The sequence below is a fragment of the Paenibacillus sp. J5C2022 genome (assembly GCF_025567625.1).
In the GTDB taxonomy this organism is placed as follows: Bacteria; Bacillota; Bacilli; order Paenibacillales; family Paenibacillaceae; genus Pristimantibacillus.
Map to the genome: position 1 here is coordinate 25,568 of NZ_JAOQJC010000033.1, position 16,243 is coordinate 41,810.

Here is a 16,243-nt window from a genome sequence, read left to right on the forward strand (position 1 = left end):
CACCTGACGAAGCAGTAGTGACAGAGGCCCGTAACTCGGACGACTATGTCAAAGGAAAAAAAGAACTTGGAACGATAGGAGGAAAAAGCCGATGAATGATCTCACCCGCTATAGGCTATTGGCCGAGGTAGCGGTTCCTCCTGCTGCGAAGTTATTATACAGCTATTTGCTGGATCGCGCAGGCGGGAGAAACGGTGTGGTGCAACTGTCTTCAAGGCGGTTGGCAGCGGAAGTGGGCTTGTCTCCTTCCGCCGTGCGTCGTAATTTGCACCGTTTGCTACAAAATGGTCTTATTCAACTGACAGCTCGATATTCGGTGGAAGGTATTCGCCTGACTAATCAAATTACGCTTTTGTAAAGGAGGTGCTCTCGTGACAGCCAAGTTGCAACGCATCGTTGAACTGGCGACTAGCACAGCTCGTGCGGTGGCTGATCAACCCCAGGAATGGGCGAGTTTTTTGCAAACAGCAGCATGGAACTACAAATATCCGTTTCAAGATCAACTGTTGATTTACGCCCAACGTTCTGACGCGACGGCTTGCGCGCCGATAGATGTTTGGAACAAACGGCTGGATCGCTGGGTTAAACGCGGTGCAAAAGGGATTGCTTTGATCGAAGATCGGGGCAATCACCTCAGTCTGCGTCATGTGTTCGATGTGTCGGATACTCAGAGCAGAACACAGCAACCCATATCGCTATGGCGTTTGCAGGATAGCGACACAGATGCTGTGATCGAAACGATGGAAAATGCGTTCGGCATGGCGGACGAAATCAGAACACATGCGGATCTGCCCGCTGCGATTCTGGCTGCTGCACGGAATGCAGTAGAGGACAATAGTGCGGATTATGTGGCGGAGTTGATGAAGGAACGGGAACACAGTTTACTTGACGATTTGGACATTCCGCATGTGGAACTGTTGTTTAAGCAAACAGCCGAAACGTCTGTTGCTTACATGACGCTGACTCGTTGCGGATTGAATCCCGAACATTACATCAGTATTGAGGATTTATCCAGTATCGGATACTTTAATTCGCTTCCTGCACTGTCCCATTTGGGCGCAGCGATCAGTGATGTGTCCGAGATGATGTTACGGGAAGTGGAATCGACCGTCCGAGCGTTACGCCGAGAAACCCAGCGGGTAGATAAGAGGCATTCGGCTCATACCCTTGCAAGACCCGATTCCTTATCGCACAATGAAGCTACCTTACAAGAAAGGAACGATGAACATGGAACTGACCTACACGCCGCAGGGGGATTACCTGCTGCCCGACCTAACGTTGAGCGAGGCGGCGATGCCGATCGGGAAATACGGGATGTTACGCAAGGCATTTCTGAAAACCGAACGCAAAGGGATGTACGCTCATCTGATGTTGACGGAACAACTAAACCACTATCTGACAGACATCGACCGGACAGCGCGGGAACAAATCGAACAGACGATGCAGGAACTGCTTCGACTGAATCCAGCACCGGACAAGGCGAGCGATCCGCTGGCCTGGACGGGACACATGAACAACCTGAAACGACAAGCGGAGGAACTGATTCTCACGGAACTGATCTATCATTAAAATGGTATGACCGGGAAACGGAGGACAAAAGTCTTCCGTTTTTTCATGACCAAGCCATCATCAACGACATGCTCCGAACCGCACCGCTACGGGAGAGTAAGGCGGACATCGCAACGTATTTTCATGACCATGAGGACGAGCGCGAGCGCCTGCTATATGTGCGCGGTCTTTTTCCGGCAGGCATCACCGAACTGAACCTTGATGAGGACGTGCAGGTTGGGTTTGAACCGTACCGCAATGTGCTTCATCTTTGGACGGGTACAGCAGATGAGCGCACAGCGCAAAGCTATTACGATTGGGGCGTTATTACCGGGCATCTTGCGAGCATGATCCTATTAAACGAATTTGACATATCAAGGGGATTGGAAACTTCTATCCAGCAGCAAACGCTATGGATGGAACAAGCGGAAGCCGATAAAGCTTCCGCTTTTTTAATGCCGCAAGCGGTTATCGACGCTATATTGCAAAGCGGCAGCGGATTTGAGCATGGCAAGTATCGGATTGCACTGCATTTCCAACAATCATTGTCCGCACAGGAGAATGCTGATTTCCTAAAACGGGAATATGGAATCGGTGGGCGTCTCCCGGCGTTGACCGGCACAGATATTCATGAAAATCATGATAGTAAAGGCATCACACTAACGCGCGGCTCGATCATGAACCCGGATGCTCGGGTAGTACTACCGTGGATGAAGGTGCAGAAACGTATCGGTGAACTGTTGGAAGCAGGACGTTATTTGAATCGACAGGAAACGGAGCGATTGCCCGCCTACGCGGAGAAGCAAGAAGAAGAACGATTACAGCGTGCAGCCGAGACAGCAAGAAGGAATCAAACAGAGGCGGATGAGCCGCCATCGGAGGAGCATCCCGAGTTGGATGAGCCATCTGAACCGAAACAAATACCTCTGAACCGGGAGCGAGCGCGATACGGTTATGATGTGGGCAGTATCGTCTGGATCGGTGCAGACGAATATGAAATTGTGCAACTGACACCTCAAATAGTGGTGCTGCAAGATCGGCAGTTTCCACTGTTTATTAAAGAATGGGATATCCGAGATTTTGAACGAATACTGCGTGAAAATCCGTTGAACGATCATCTGATTACCGGGGAACTGGAACTTGCAGACGAAGCGACACGGGAAGAAGCGGAAGATGCATATTTACCGGATGAGTCTGCAATAAACGTGCTAGGGCCAGCAACGCAACCAGCCAATGTTCCTGACCATTCCCCTACTCTTGTTACCCGTCATCCTGTGCCAGTCCCCCCACCTGCTCCGGCAGTCAATTACCGTATCATCGACGATGAACTGGGACATGGCGGTGCAAAAACGAAGTTCAAATGGAATATAGAAGCGATTCGATTGTTGAACGGGTTAGAGCAGGAGCAGCGGCAAGCGACAGCGGATGAGCAGGCGGTATTAGCGCGATATGTCGGATGGGGCGGCATACCGCAAGCGTTCGATGATGCGAACACTGGGTGGGCAGCCGAATATGAGGAACTGAAAGCATTGCTCGCGCCAGAGGAATATGCGTCCGCTCGCGCATCAACACTGAATGCCCACTATACGTCTCCGACCGTCATCAAGGCGATGTACGACTGTCTGGAAAACATGGGCTTTCGTAGTGGTAATATTTTAGAGCCTTCTTGTGGCATCGGCCATTTTTTCGGTTTAGTGCCGGAGTCGTTCAAAGACTCGCGGCTGTTTGGCGTGGAATTGGACAGCGTGACAGGGCAAATTGCCAAGCAATTATACCCACAGGCATCGATTGCGGTCAGCGGCTTTGAACAGACGAATTTGCCAGACAGTTTCTTCGATCTGGCTGTAGGGAACGTGCCATTTGGCGGTTATGGCGTGGCGGATAAGCGATACGACAAGCACAAGTTTCTTATTCACGATTATTTCTTCGCCAAGACATTGGACAAAGTGCGCCCCGGCGGTATCATTGCTTTCATTACGTCCAAAGGGACGATGGATAAGCAAAATCCTGCGGTGCGTAAATATATTGCGGAACGCGCTGAACTGCTCGGAGCTGTGCGTCTCCCGAATACAGCATTTCAAGCCAATGCAGGCACAGAAGTAACCGCCGATATTTTATTTTTACAAAAACGGGATCGGATGGTTGCGGTCAGCGAGCAAACGGAAGCGTGGCTTTCACTTGGTGAGACAACGGATGGTGTGCCGATGAATAGCTACTTCGTTGCCCATCCCGATATGGTGCTGGGCACGATGGCTTTTGATGATCGCATGTATGGCAATCGACAAGAAACGACATGTCGGCCGTACCCGGATATGAATCTGGATGCGTTGCTGCGTGAAGCATTATCTAACATTCATGCCGAATGGGTGGAGCAGGAACGGGAAGACCAGCCGGAGGAAGAAGACCATTCCCTCTCTGCTGACCCATCTGTCCGCAATTTCAGCTTTGCGTTGGTAGATGGTCATATCTACTATCGGGAAAACAGTCGGATGCGGCGCATCGAAACATCGGCGACAGCAACGGGCCGCATCAAGGGCATGATCGGTCTGCGGGACACGGTGCGCGAACTGATTGAGTACCAAACCGAGGATTACAGTGATGAGGCGATTCAGGAGCAACAGCGCAAGTTGAACGTACAGTATGATCGGTTTACCACGCAATATGGACTGATTAACAGCCGCGCGAACAGCCTTGCTTTTTCGGATGATAGTGCGTACTTTCTTCTCTGCTCGCTAGAAATCATCGACGAGGAAGGACGGCTACTTCGTAAAGCGGATATGTTCACTAAGCGTACGATTCGGCAACGCATCAACGTGGAGCAAGTGGATACGGCTTCGGAGGCGCTTGCTGTTTCCATCGGTGCAAAAGCCCGTGTCGATCTGCCGTATATGGCACAGTTAACCGGCTTGACGGAAGAACAACTCATAGAGGAACTGCGTGGCATCATCTTCCCCAATCCCGAAATGCAAGATGAAACCGATCAACCGATCTTTGAAACAGCGGATGCGTACTTGTCCGGCCATGTGCGGGAGAAGCTGCGTGTGGCGAAACAGTTCGCCGTATACGATGCTGAACGCTACAGTGAAAACGTCAAAGCGCTTGAAGCCGTGCAGCCCAAAGACCTGGATGCCTCCGAAATTGATGTCCGTTTGGGTGCAACTTGGTTGCCGCCGCAAGACATTCGGCAATTTTTGTTTGAACTTGTCGATACGCCGCCGATGTACCAGACTTACATCGATGTGATGTATTCCGAGTATACGGCTGCTTGGAACGTGAAAGGCAAAAGCGATGACCGCAGTAACAATATCAAGGCGAACGTCACGTACGGTACTAACCGCATGAATGCGTACAAGATTCTGGAAGACACGTTGAATTTGCGTGACGTGCGTGTATTTGACACGGTTTATGAAGATGGCGTGGAAAAGCGTGTGCTGAACAAGCAGGAAACGGCCATCGCCCAACAAAAGCAGGAGATGATGAAGGAAGCGTTTCGGGAATGGATATGGCAAGATCCACAGCGGCGCGAACGGCTCACGCGGCTGTACAATGACCGCTTCAATGCGATTCGCCCCCGTGAGTATGACGGCAGTCATATTCGCTTCACCGGGATAAATCCAGAAATCCAACTACGCCAGCATCAGGTCAATGCGGTGGCTCGTGCATTGTACGGTGGCAACTCCTTATACGCGCATTGTGTCGGCGCAGGAAAAACATTTGCCATGACCGCCGCAGCAATGGAGGGCAAACATTTAGGACTGTGCAACAAGAGCATGCTGGTCGTTCCGAACCATCTGACCGAGCAATGGGCGGCGGAGTTTTTGCAGCTTTATCCATCGGCCAATATTTTGGTGACGACCAAAAAAGATTTTGAAACGAAAAACCGCAAAACGTTTTGCGCACGGATTGCCACCGGCGATTATGATGCCATCATCATTGGACATTCGCAGTTTGAAAAAATCCCGATCTCGACGGAGCGCCAACGACAGCAATTGAATGAGCAAATTTCGGAGATTACAGATGGCATCCGGGAACTCAAGGAAGCCCGGGGGGAACGGTATGCGATCAAGCAACTCGAAAAAACAAAAAAGACGCTGCAAACGAGGTTGGAAAAGCTGAACGACACGAGTCGGAAGGATGATGTCGTGACGTTCGAGGAATTGGGCGTAGATCGGCTGTTCGTGGATGAAGCCGATTCGTATAAAAACTTATTTTTGTATACCAAAATGCGTAATGTGGCCGGATTGTCGCAAACCGAAGCACAAAAGTCGTCCGACATGTTTGCGAAGTGCCGGTATATGGACGAGCTGACCGAAGGCAGGGGCATTATTTTTGCGACGGGTACGCCGATCTCCAACTCCATCACTGAGATGTACACGATGCAGCGTTACTTGCAATACGAGCGGATTAAGCGGCAAGGCTTACAGCATTTCGATGCGTGGGCATCTACGTTTGGCGAAACGGTCACAGCGATAGAGCTTGCACCGGAAGGAACGGGCTATCGGGCGAAAACCCGGTTTGCCCGTTTTTACAATTTACCCGAGCTGATGAATGTGTTCAAGGAAGTGGCCGACATCCAGACGGCAGACATGCTCCAGCTTCCCGTGCCAAAAGCACATTTTCACAATGTGGCCGTACCGCCGAGTGAGTTTCAACGCGACATGGTTGCCGATCTCGCCCGCCGCGCTGAAGAGGTGCGGGCGAAACAAGTAGAACCGCACGAAGACAACATGCTCACGATCACCAATGACGGACGCAAGCTGGCGCTCGATCAGCGGCTGGCCAATCCAATGCTTCCAGATGATGAAGGCAGTAAGGTGAGTGCTTGCGCAGATAATGTATATCGGCACTGGCTGGACGGGCAAGAACAACGCCTTACGCAATTGGTATTTTGCGATTTGTCCACTCCAAAGGCGGACGGGAGCTTTAATGTATACGACGAGCTGCGGCGCAAGTTGGTGGAAAAAGGGGTCACGGCTGAAGAGATCGCCTATATTCACGATGCCAACACCGAAGCGAAGAAAAGGGAATTATTTGCTAAAATGCGTAACGGTCAAGTTCGGGTATTGCTCGGATCAACGTTCAAAATGGGGGCTGGCACGAACGTGCAAACGAAGCTGATTGCACTGCATGATCTGGATTGTCCGTGGCGTCCGCGCGATTTGGAGCAGCGCAGCGGGCGCATTGTCCGTCAAGGGAATCAGAACAGTGAGGTACACATTTTCCGTTATGTTACGGAGAACACGTTTGACGCTTACCTCTATCAAACGCTGGAGAACAAGCAGCGGTTTATTTCACAGATTATGACCAGTAAATCGCCGGTGCGATCAGCCGAAGATATTGACGAAACCGCTCTCTCTTACGCCGAAGTGAAAGCACTGGCGACCGGCAATCCGTACATCAAGGAGAAGATGGACTTGGATATCCAAGTATCCAAGCTGAAGTTGCTCAAAGCCAATCATTTGAGTCAGCGTTATGCGCTGGAAGACCGGCTGCTTAAGCTGCTGCCGCAACAGATCAAGTCTACGGCAGAACGAATCGAGGGATATGAACAGGATGTCGCCATGTACGTGCGTGCCAAAGCGACTGTTCAGGAGAATGCGGATGAATCGAATTTTCCAGGCATGGTCATCAAGGATTTTACTTATACGGAGCGGACGGCAGCAGGTGAAGCTTTGCTGGACGCATGCAAGGGTATGACATCACCCGATCCGCAAGCAGTGGGCAGTTATCTTGGTTTTTCTTTGTGGCTGTCTTTCGACAGCTTCCATAAGGAATACAAGGTTATGTTGCGCGGCGCACTGAGTCATACGACAACGCTCGGAGCGGATGCAGGCGGTAATATCACCCGAATCAACAACACTTTATCCGACTTGCCTGCGAAATTGGAACATGCTCGTGAACAACTTGTTACGTTACAGAAGCAGATGGGTACGGCGAAAGAACAAATCGAGACGCCATTCGAGAAGGAGCAGGAGTTGCAAACGAAAACGGCGAGGCTCTCGGAATTGAATGCACTGCTCAACATGGATAAACGGGAAAATGAGGGCGTTGACAGCGTGCCGGATGAAGAACCAGCCGCACCAGAACGAAAGGCGGCCTATCGGGAACGTTGAGCCCTTCATACATTCGCATCCTGCTTCTGCCACTTGTATGCTATTTACGAGGAGGGATGCGGATGGCGATACCATCGAAACAACAATTGGAGACTATATTTGACGAGATAGAAAATGAGGTCACTCGACTACTACGTATTAGAGAATCTTATCTTTCTTTGGTTCATAAGCGAGTTGAAATCCAGACACAATATCCTTTTATCCAGTCGATTTTCGAAGGAAATGCAATGATATTTTCCAGTGACAATGAACACCGCGCCTGGCTGGATGTAAAACAAACGTATGACGAAACGGAGCGTATGGAGAGGATGGCACTTTATTTTCAAGGTCATGCGGATTGTTATGCGTATTTGCGTAAGATTGGTGCATTATAGCAGAGAAGCAGGGAAACGCCTATGACTAGCGTTTCCCTGTTCTTTACGGTGCATAGTATTTCACGGGTGGAAGAAAGCCCGCTTATTAAAGTTATCAATCACATGTTGAAAAGGACTCCAACTTTGGGGTCCTTTTCGCGTTTCTGGAGGGAAGTACATGTTGTATGCCATACCACGCGGCGGATGTTTTTGTCCGATTCAACCGCTTATTTGTTACGGAGTTGACCTTATTGAGGAGGGGGAAACCGTGCCAATATTAGAATTGGTATCCAAAGAAAAGGATGGATTTGGTGATACGTTTTATTTTATTCGTCATTCAAATGGGGTAACCAGCAAGGTTTATGAAGGTGATTTAGACGCATTTATGAAAAAGAATGGTGTTACGGAGCTGCAGAAGGGAAAAGCCTATATGTATCCCAAAAAGAAGCGGATGGCACGGTGATGAGTTACGTAAGCAAAGAGCAAATCGAACGGGCAAAACAACTGGATCTGCTCACGTATTTACAAGTATACGAGCCTGCGGAACTGGTACGTTGCTCTCGCAATGTCTATACCACCCGCACACATGACAGTTTGAAAATTTCCAATGGCAAGTGGTATTGGTGGTCGAGAGGGATTGGCGGGCGTTCGGCACTCGACTATCTCATTAAGGTGCAGGGGATGTCTTTTCCGGATGCAGTGCTACAGATTGAAGGTATTGAACTTGGCCGTACTTCTCATGCATTGCAATCTTTACAACAAGGTTTGTCATCTACGAAATTTGTGCTTCCCGAACCATATATCACTTCCAATCGTGTCATTACCTATTTGAGAAACCGTGGTATTCATAGCAAGATAATTGACTACTGTCTTGAAACGGGAAGGCTTTATGAAAGCAGTCGCTATCACAATGCTGTATTCGTTGGTTTCAACCAAGAAGGAACGCCGCGTTATGCGGCGATCCGTGGTACAACAAATACTCGCTTCATGGGGGAGGCCGTTGGCAGTGACAAGCGGTATTCGTTTTCGATTCCGGCTATGGAAGACAGTACGGAGTTGCACCTGTTCGAGAGCGCCATTGATCTTTTATCTTATTGTACGCTGGAGCATCTCGCCGGTCGGGACTGGCGGCAGGCGCATAAGTTGTCACTGGCCGGAATATACAGTCCCAAGGCAAATGGGAAAGAATCTACTCCCCCAGCTGCCCTAACGCATTACCTGCATTGCTTTCCTAAGGTGAATCGACTTGTCTTGCACTTGGACAATGATGAACCGGGAAAATTGGCGGCGGCCACGATGAAAAGGCTCCTTTCCCCCATCCTGCTTATTTTCGATGAGCCGCCTAATTTTGGAAAGGACGTCAACAACGATTTGATGGAATACCGAAGGAGACGCGGAGAACTATCCAGATAGAGGTAGGCGCTAAACGGCGATGTTTGTTATTGGAAATGAATTTTCATGGGATGTGGATGAATTGGAGATAAGCGAGATGCAAGCGCGGCTACATTGACTGCATAGTATGTGATAGGTATAATTAAGTCAATAAACAGCTATGTAAGGAGTGAGCAAGATGATCATCAAGCCTTCCGCCAGTATCCGGCAAAACTATAATGAAATTGCCGACTTATGTAAATCTTCGGGGGAACCGGTTTATTTGACCAAGAATGGTGAAGGGGATCTCGTTGTGCTGGACATTGAGACGTTCTCCCGCCGCGAGAAGATGTTGAAGCTACGCGAAGAACTGCTTGCTGTGCAAGAAGATCGTTTGGCGGGTCGTGTTGGAATGACACCGGATGAATTGGACACGTACCTAGAGGGCATAATTGACGAGGTTCAGCATGGAAAAGATACCTCGATATAAGATTATCGTTTCTGATCGCGCCCGCCAAATGCTGGCGGCTCATGTGCAGTTTCTTGCGGAGAAGAGTCCAGAGGCAGCGCGAAAAACGAAAAACGAATTGCTATATGCGATACGTTCCTTAGCGCAAATGCCAGAACGATATCCCTTTATGGAAGCGGAATTTATCCCATCAAACAAGTATCACAAGATGTTCGTGGAGAAGTGGTATCTCGTGTTGTATCAAATTCAGGATGAAATCGTGTATGTCGATTATATTGTAGACTGCCGTCAGGATTATCGCTGGTTGGTAAGATAACCAAAAAGTTTTGAGGAAGACGCTGAGTGGATCGGCGTCTTTTTTGTGTTTTTGGAGTCCCTCTCTTTTTTCCGGCGGGTGCATGAGGGCAACGCGAGACGAATGTCTCGTGTTGCAGCAAGCACTGAATTTGGATATCCAAATTCGCTTGTTAGGGGCTAAGCCCCTAAGACCCCCATTATCACGCTGCTATTGTTTTCATGATCGAGTTGTTTTGAAAGGGGTGATATTCGATGAGGAAACGTTCGATCTCATTTTTGCTACGCCTAAATGAAAGCGAACATGCTCGTCTCATGAGGGAAGTGAAACGGACAGGTCTTGCCCGGGAATCGTATATCCGGGCGCTTATCAATGGGGTTATACCGAAACCATTACCGTCGCCGGATTATTACGCAATGATGCGTGAGCTTCATGCCATCGGCAACAATTTGAATCAAATAGCCATGCGAGCACATGCTACCGGGCATTTGGCACAGGCTGTCTTTCAGGAGGAAGCCGACCGTTTGCGTCTTGTTGTCCAACAGATTCAACAGGCGGTGACGGAGCCGGAACGAAGAAGCGATCCACCCACGGCACATACAAGCGGGCAACCACCGTAAAGGGGCGTGACAAATGGCCACCACTGCAATATGGGATGTAACCGACCGATTGAAGCGCGTACTAGATTACGCCCGGAATCCTGATAAAACGGCACAAGATCGCTTTGAACCGGGCAATTTGCAGCAGGCGCTGAACTATGCGACAGAAGATGTGAAAACGGAAAAACAGCTTTACGTCAGTGGCGTGAACTGCGATCCGCTTACCGCGTATGAGCAAATGCAGCGCACTAAGCGGCAATATCAAAAAACGGATGGCATTGTCGCGTTCCACGGATACCAGTCGTTCGCGCCTGGCGAAGCGTCACCAGAAGTTGCACATGCCATTGGTGTCAAGCTGGCGCAGGAGCTTTGGGGGGAGCGTTTTGAAGTCGTGGTTGCGACCCATCTGGACAAAGGTCATTTGCACAATCATTTCGTCCTTAATTCCGTCTCATTCCTAGATGGCAAGCGTTATTACGACAACAAAGCTTCTTATGCCCTCATGCGGCAAACGTCTGATCGACTGTGCCGAGGGTATAAACTGTCAGTCATTGAACACCCCGAAACAGGCAAAGCCAAGCATTATGGGGAGTGGCAAGCGGAGCGTGAAAACAGACCCACTTGGCGGGGGCTGATTCGGGAAGATATCGACACGGCCATTGCCGCTTCCATGACGATGACGCGGTTTTTCACCGCTTTGCAAAAGCAAGGATATACGCTCAAAACCAATGTGAAGCATCTTGCTGTACGTCCGCCCGGCAAGGAACGTTTCGTTCGCTTGCGCAGTTTAGGCGATGATTATACGGAAGAATCGTTAAAGGAACGTATTTTGCAGAATCGTATGCCGAAGCGCCAACCACCGCTCCCATTGCAGCGACGCAGGCGAGTCGTTAAGGTACGCGGTGGCTGGAGAACGATACGTAAAATTAAGGGTTTACAGGCATTATACTTGCGTTATCTCTACCAGATGGGCATCCTGCCCAAGCATCGTGCGTCTCCGAAGAGGACGCATTTTTTGTTGCGTCAGGATTTACGACATTTGACGCTTATCACCGAACAGACGAGGCTTTTGTGTCGCCGTCAGATTTCTACGGAAGATGAGTTGCTTGCTTACCACGGACAGCTTCAGGCGGATATGAAACGACATTACGGCGTACGTAAAACCTTGTATAACCGGCTACGCCGTTGTAAGCAGGAAGATCAGGTTGCGGTTTACAAAACGGAAATTGCTGAATGTTCCCGTCAGCTTGCGAAGCTGCGAAAAGAAGTGAAACTTTGTATGGGTATCCTTACCCGTTCAGAGGGAATGGCCCATTTGTTAAAGGAACGCGAACCAGAACGTCCTATACGAGAGGAGATGGATACCAATGAGCGGCGGAAACGAAGCGGCCGATCAGGTCGTCAATATGAGCCTGAGAGGAATCGAGGTCATGGCGAAGATTTCCGGCGAAGGCGCTAAGCATTTGGCGGTGTATTTATTCGCTGCCTTGCAAGGGCAGAAAAAAACGAAAGGACGCATTCGTTTGGAAAGCCTGCTTCGCAGTGGCAAGGAGTTGAAAGTGTTCGCAGTTAAAAATGAAGACTTGCCGACCTTTTGCAAGGAAGCGAAGAGGTACGGCGTACTTTATTGCGCACTACGCGATAAAAAGAACGTGGATGGTCTTTGTGATGTGATGGTACGAGCTGAGGATGCTTCCAAGATCAATCGAATAGTCGAACGTTTCAAGCTGGCAACGATAGATACGGCCAGCATTAAGCAAGAAATTGCGAATGCCCGCAGTGAAAAGCAACCGGACGAGAACCAAGGGGTACAGATGCCGGAGCAAACCGTCGAAGCATCTGAACACGAGGCTAACCCTCCGTCTCCGGCAGAGGAGGAAGTCCGAGAAGATTTTTTGGACGAACTGCTGGGAAAGACCGAACCGCCGGGGGAGGAGAAACAAACAAACGTACAACCAGAAACATCCCAACCAGAACCCCAACCCCTGGTCAACGAACAAACGGAACAGCAGATACGGACACATACTCCCCTTACGGAGGAGGAGAGAGCGGCGGAACAACCGACTCCGTACGAGCCTATCTCCGTGAGCAGCGACGACAGCGGAAAGGATTCGACTGAACATCAACCGCAGGAAAAAGTGTCGATCCGAGAGTTGCTGCGCGAAATTCGGGAAGAAAATCGGGCAGCAGAGAAAAAACGTCAGCAGTTGGAACACGATCCTCCGTTGCCAAGACGAAAGGATCGGGGTAAACCGACATCAGGCAAAAAGATGCCAACAAACCAGCGAAAGAAAGGGAGATCGAAATGAGCCAATTAGACGAACTATTTCATCAAGCTTCCTCTTCTCCTGCCGGGCAACCGTTTGACAAGGAAGCTTGGGTTCAGAAAAAACAGGAATTGCGGCAGTGGACGTATGAGACGATTGATACGATGACAACGACGATTGCGCAAAAGGGAGAACCGTATCAACGGTATTTGGATGTGCAGGCGCTCTTCGACAGATACAGTGTTTCCAATGCGCTATTGATTCTAGCGCAACGTCCAGAAGCGACTCGTATCGCCGATTTTGATAGTTGGAAGGAACAAGGCGTGTCCATCCGCCGCAAGGAAACCGGATTTTATATTCTGGAGCCCGGCGATGAATACAAACGGGAGGATGGGAGTACCGCAATTAGCTACAATCCCAAGAAAATGTTCGATATTGTCCAAACTACGGCTAAGAAATTAGAGCAACCTGTTCACCCTGATGATCGCACTCGCATCAAGGCGCTTATGGATCGTGCGCCTGTTCCTATAGCCATTAGTGACACGCTGCCTGCGGACGTGCATGCCATCTATCAGCCGGATGTACGCAATATTGTGATCCGTCGTGGACTGGGGGCAGGAGACATTTTCCGCGCATTAGCACAAGAGCTGGCACATGCGGAAATGGACCGTGGCGATGGTCGATACAGCCGCTCTGAATATCAGATTCACGCGTTCAGTGCAGCCTACATCCTTTGCAAGCAAGCGGGTGTTGATACAAAGCCATTCCGGTTCGAGCGGGTCACCGAGCGCTTTAAGGACATGGAACCACAGACCGTTCGTGCAGAGTTAACGACGATGAAAGAAGCTGCCCATTCGATTTCCCGACGCATGCATCGTGTGCTGACCCCGCAGCGGCAATCACCGCAAGCGAATCGAACCGATTCTGTTCGTTAAGGAGTGTGACTAGTCATGAAAATGGAGGATCGTATTCTCAATCTCGATTACTACGAGCATGGCATTGTCATTCATGCGCTGAATACACTCCGAAACAACTTAATTGGAGAACAGCGATCGACGGATGCTGTGGACGATCTGTTGTTGAAAACGATGGACGCCCCCTACCAAAAAAATAAACGCAGGGGGAACCGTGAAGCGCGCTGAAGCTGCAAGGAGCCATTTGTTACTCCTTGCAGCTTTTTATATTCCCGTCATTTGGTTGGCGCTGCTCGTTGCTCCGGCATTATCCGGGGGATTGCCCGCACTTTTGCTTTATCTTGGCGATGCAGTGGATCGTCCCTTTGACATTCGCTGGGTAGCCGATACACCGCGAAGCTTATTGATTTTTACATTGGCTTACGGGTTAGCGGTCGGCGCATATCTGGCCTCGCCGCGCAATTATCGTCGCCGTGAGGAACATGGCAGTGCGAAATGGGGGAAAGCAAAACCGATTAATACCAAATATCGAAGCAAGCAATCGGAACAAAACAAAATTTTGACGCAGCGCGTTCGGATCGGGCTGGATGGCCGCAAGCATCGTCGAAATTTGAATGTGCTGGTCGTAGGCGGTTCCGGTTCTGGTAAGACGCGATTTTATGCCAAACCGAATGTGATGCAGGTGCATACCTCTTTTGTCGTACTTGACCCCAAAGGCGAAATCTTGCGCGATACCGGCAACTTGCTCAAGTCCAAAGGCTATGACATTAAAGTGCTGGATTTAATCAATCCACACCGTTCGCATGGCTATAATTCCTTTGCCTATTTGCAAGACGACAAGGACGTTCTCAAACTGGTCACCAATCTGATTCGCAATACAACGCCGAAGGGCAGCAACACAAATGATCCTTTTTGGGAGCGTTCCGAGACCGCTTTGCTCGAAGCGCTCGTTCTGTATCTCTTATATGAAGCACCGCCGGAGGAACAGAACTTCCCGATGGTGATGGAAATGATCGCTGCTGCCGAGGTTCGGGAGGAAGATGAAACGTATCAAAGTCCGCTTGATGAGCTATTTGAGCGGCTGGCGATGCGCGACCCGGAACATCTTGCCGTGAAGCAATATAACATTTTTAAGTTGGCAGCGGGGAAAACAGCAAAGTCTATTCTGATTGGACTTGGCGTGAGGTTGGTGAAATTTAACTTGCATACCATCGCTGGGATGAGCCAAGTCGATGAAATGGAACTGCCCACTATGGGTGAAAAGAAAACAGCGCTATTCGCCGTTATTCCTGACAACGATAGCAGCTTCAATTTCATCGTTGGCATGCTCTACACGCAACTTTTTCAATGTTTGATGTATGAGGCCGACTATAAGCACGGCGGGCGCCTGCCGATCCATGTGCATTTTGTGATGGATGAATTCGCCAATGTTGCCTTACCTGATGAGTTCGATAAGTTGCTTTCGACGATGCGCAGTCGTGAGATTTCCGTCTCGATCATTCTGCAAAATCTGGCACAGCTCAAAGCGCTGTATAAGGATTCTTGGGAAAGCATTGTAGGCAACTGTGATGAGTTTTTATATTTAGGCGGCAATGAGCAATCCACGCATAAATATGTGTCGGAATTGCTGGGAAAAGAAACGATTGATACAAACACCTACGGCCAAAGCAAAGGTCGCAGTGGTAGCTATTCGATCAACTATCAACAATCCGGCCGAGAACTGCTTACGCCTGATGAAGTGCGGTTGCTCGACAATCGCTATGCCCTGCTCTTTATTCGCGGCGAACTGCCGGTGATGGATGAGAAATACGATGTATTGCGCCATCCTCATGTCTCGTTGACGACAGACGGCGAAGGTCAGACCTATCAGCACGGTGGTACAGAGCATGCGCTCGATTGGCGCACCGTGCAGTTGGATGAGAATGGCGAATATGAGCTTCTGTCTGAGGAAGAACTGGAAGCATTACTTTTACACGAAAGGATGGATGAGGTTTGAAACGTACAATCAAATGGCTGATGACGGTCTATACGATGATGACGCTGTTCGGAACGATGCTGGTATCCACTGTCTACGCACAGGGTGATCCAATGACAACGGTTAATAATTTATCCGATTTTATTTTTGGATTGATTCGCGCGGTCGGCATGATTATATTGGGCTTCGGCATCGTTCAAATCGGCTTATCGCTCAAATCACACGATCCTTCACAGCGCGCTAATGGATTCTTAACGCTGGCAGGAGGCGTCATCATTACCTTTACCAAAGAAATATTAAACTTGATCGCAGGTTAAAGGAACGGGTAGCGAGGAATGG

14 protein-coding genes are annotated in these 16,243 nt (G+C 49.6%); all 14 read left to right on the top strand.

The genetic code is table 11. The annotated features are described in order from the left end of the window. Positions 1-91: 91 nt before the first annotated feature. On the top strand, positions 92-358 hold the full coding sequence (locus tag M6D81_RS22490; RefSeq protein ID WP_262679337.1) for a helix-turn-helix domain-containing protein: 267 nt from the start codon (positions 92-94) through the stop codon (positions 356-358). A 13-nt stretch (positions 359-371) separates the two neighbouring features. Then, on the top strand, positions 372-7,661 hold the full coding sequence (locus M6D81_RS31995; protein ID WP_486187834.1) for a helicase-related protein: 7,290 nt from the start codon (positions 372-374) through the stop codon (positions 7,659-7,661). Positions 7,662-7,723: 62 nt separating this feature from the next. After that, positions 7,724-8,035: a DUF6664 family protein gene (locus M6D81_RS22505; protein WP_262679338.1), complete on the top strand. Its 312-nt coding sequence runs from the start codon at positions 7,724-7,726 to the stop codon at positions 8,033-8,035. Between the two features lie 157 nt (positions 8,036-8,192). Beyond that, positions 8,193-8,477 (top strand): hypothetical protein, encoded by a 285-nt coding sequence (locus tag M6D81_RS22510; RefSeq protein ID WP_262679339.1) that lies wholly within the window; start codon positions 8,193-8,195, stop codon positions 8,475-8,477. After that, entirely contained in the window at positions 8,477-9,427 is a 951-nt protein-coding gene (locus tag M6D81_RS22515; protein ID WP_262679340.1) for a DUF3991 and TOPRIM domain-containing protein, read from the top strand. Before M6D81_RS22510 ends, M6D81_RS22515 begins: the two co-directional genes overlap by 1 nt. Positions 9,428-9,584: 157 nt before the next feature. Continuing rightward, positions 9,585-9,875 carry a type II toxin-antitoxin system Phd/YefM family antitoxin gene (locus tag M6D81_RS22520; RefSeq protein WP_262679341.1) on the top strand — a complete coding sequence of 97 codons (291 nt, stop codon included), beginning with the start codon at positions 9,585-9,587 and terminating at the stop codon, positions 9,873-9,875. Next, complete coding sequence (locus tag M6D81_RS22525) at positions 9,853-10,170, top strand: type II toxin-antitoxin system RelE/ParE family toxin (RefSeq protein ID WP_262679342.1); 318 nt, start codon at positions 9,853-9,855, stop codon at positions 10,168-10,170. The genes M6D81_RS22520 and M6D81_RS22525 overlap by 23 nt, the downstream gene beginning before the upstream one ends. A gap of 233 nt (positions 10,171-10,403) precedes the next feature. Then, positions 10,404-10,769, top strand: coding sequence for a MobC family plasmid mobilization relaxosome protein (locus tag M6D81_RS22530; protein ID WP_262679343.1), 366 nt, complete (start codon positions 10,404-10,406; stop codon positions 10,767-10,769). A gap of 13 nt (positions 10,770-10,782) precedes the next feature. Then, positions 10,783-12,207: a relaxase/mobilization nuclease domain-containing protein gene (locus M6D81_RS22535; protein ID WP_262679344.1), complete on the top strand. Its 1,425-nt coding sequence runs from the start codon at positions 10,783-10,785 to the stop codon at positions 12,205-12,207. Further along, positions 12,116-13,057 carry a DUF3801 domain-containing protein gene (locus M6D81_RS22540; RefSeq protein WP_262679345.1) on the top strand — a complete coding sequence of 314 codons (942 nt, stop codon included), beginning with the start codon at positions 12,116-12,118 and terminating at the stop codon, positions 13,055-13,057. Before M6D81_RS22535 ends, M6D81_RS22540 begins: the two co-directional genes overlap by 92 nt. After that, positions 13,054-13,950 (top strand): enolase-like domain-containing protein, encoded by an 897-nt coding sequence (locus tag M6D81_RS22545; protein WP_262679346.1) that lies wholly within the window; start codon positions 13,054-13,056, stop codon positions 13,948-13,950. Before M6D81_RS22540 ends, M6D81_RS22545 begins: the two co-directional genes overlap by 4 nt. A gap of 15 nt (positions 13,951-13,965) precedes the next feature. After that, complete coding sequence (locus M6D81_RS22550) at positions 13,966-14,157, top strand: hypothetical protein (protein ID WP_262679347.1); 192 nt, start codon at positions 13,966-13,968, stop codon at positions 14,155-14,157. After that, positions 14,144-15,925 (top strand): VirD4-like conjugal transfer protein, CD1115 family, encoded by a 1,782-nt coding sequence (locus M6D81_RS22555; protein ID WP_262679348.1) that lies wholly within the window; start codon positions 14,144-14,146, stop codon positions 15,923-15,925. The genes M6D81_RS22550 and M6D81_RS22555 overlap by 14 nt, the downstream gene beginning before the upstream one ends. Continuing rightward, the gene (locus tag M6D81_RS22560) at positions 15,922-16,221 is read left to right on the top strand and encodes a glutamyl-tRNA amidotransferase (protein ID WP_486187835.1); all 300 of its coding nucleotides are present in this window, start codon (positions 15,922-15,924) and stop codon (positions 16,219-16,221) included. The genes M6D81_RS22555 and M6D81_RS22560 overlap by 4 nt, the downstream gene beginning before the upstream one ends. The last annotated feature ends 22 nt before the right edge of the window (positions 16,222-16,243 follow it).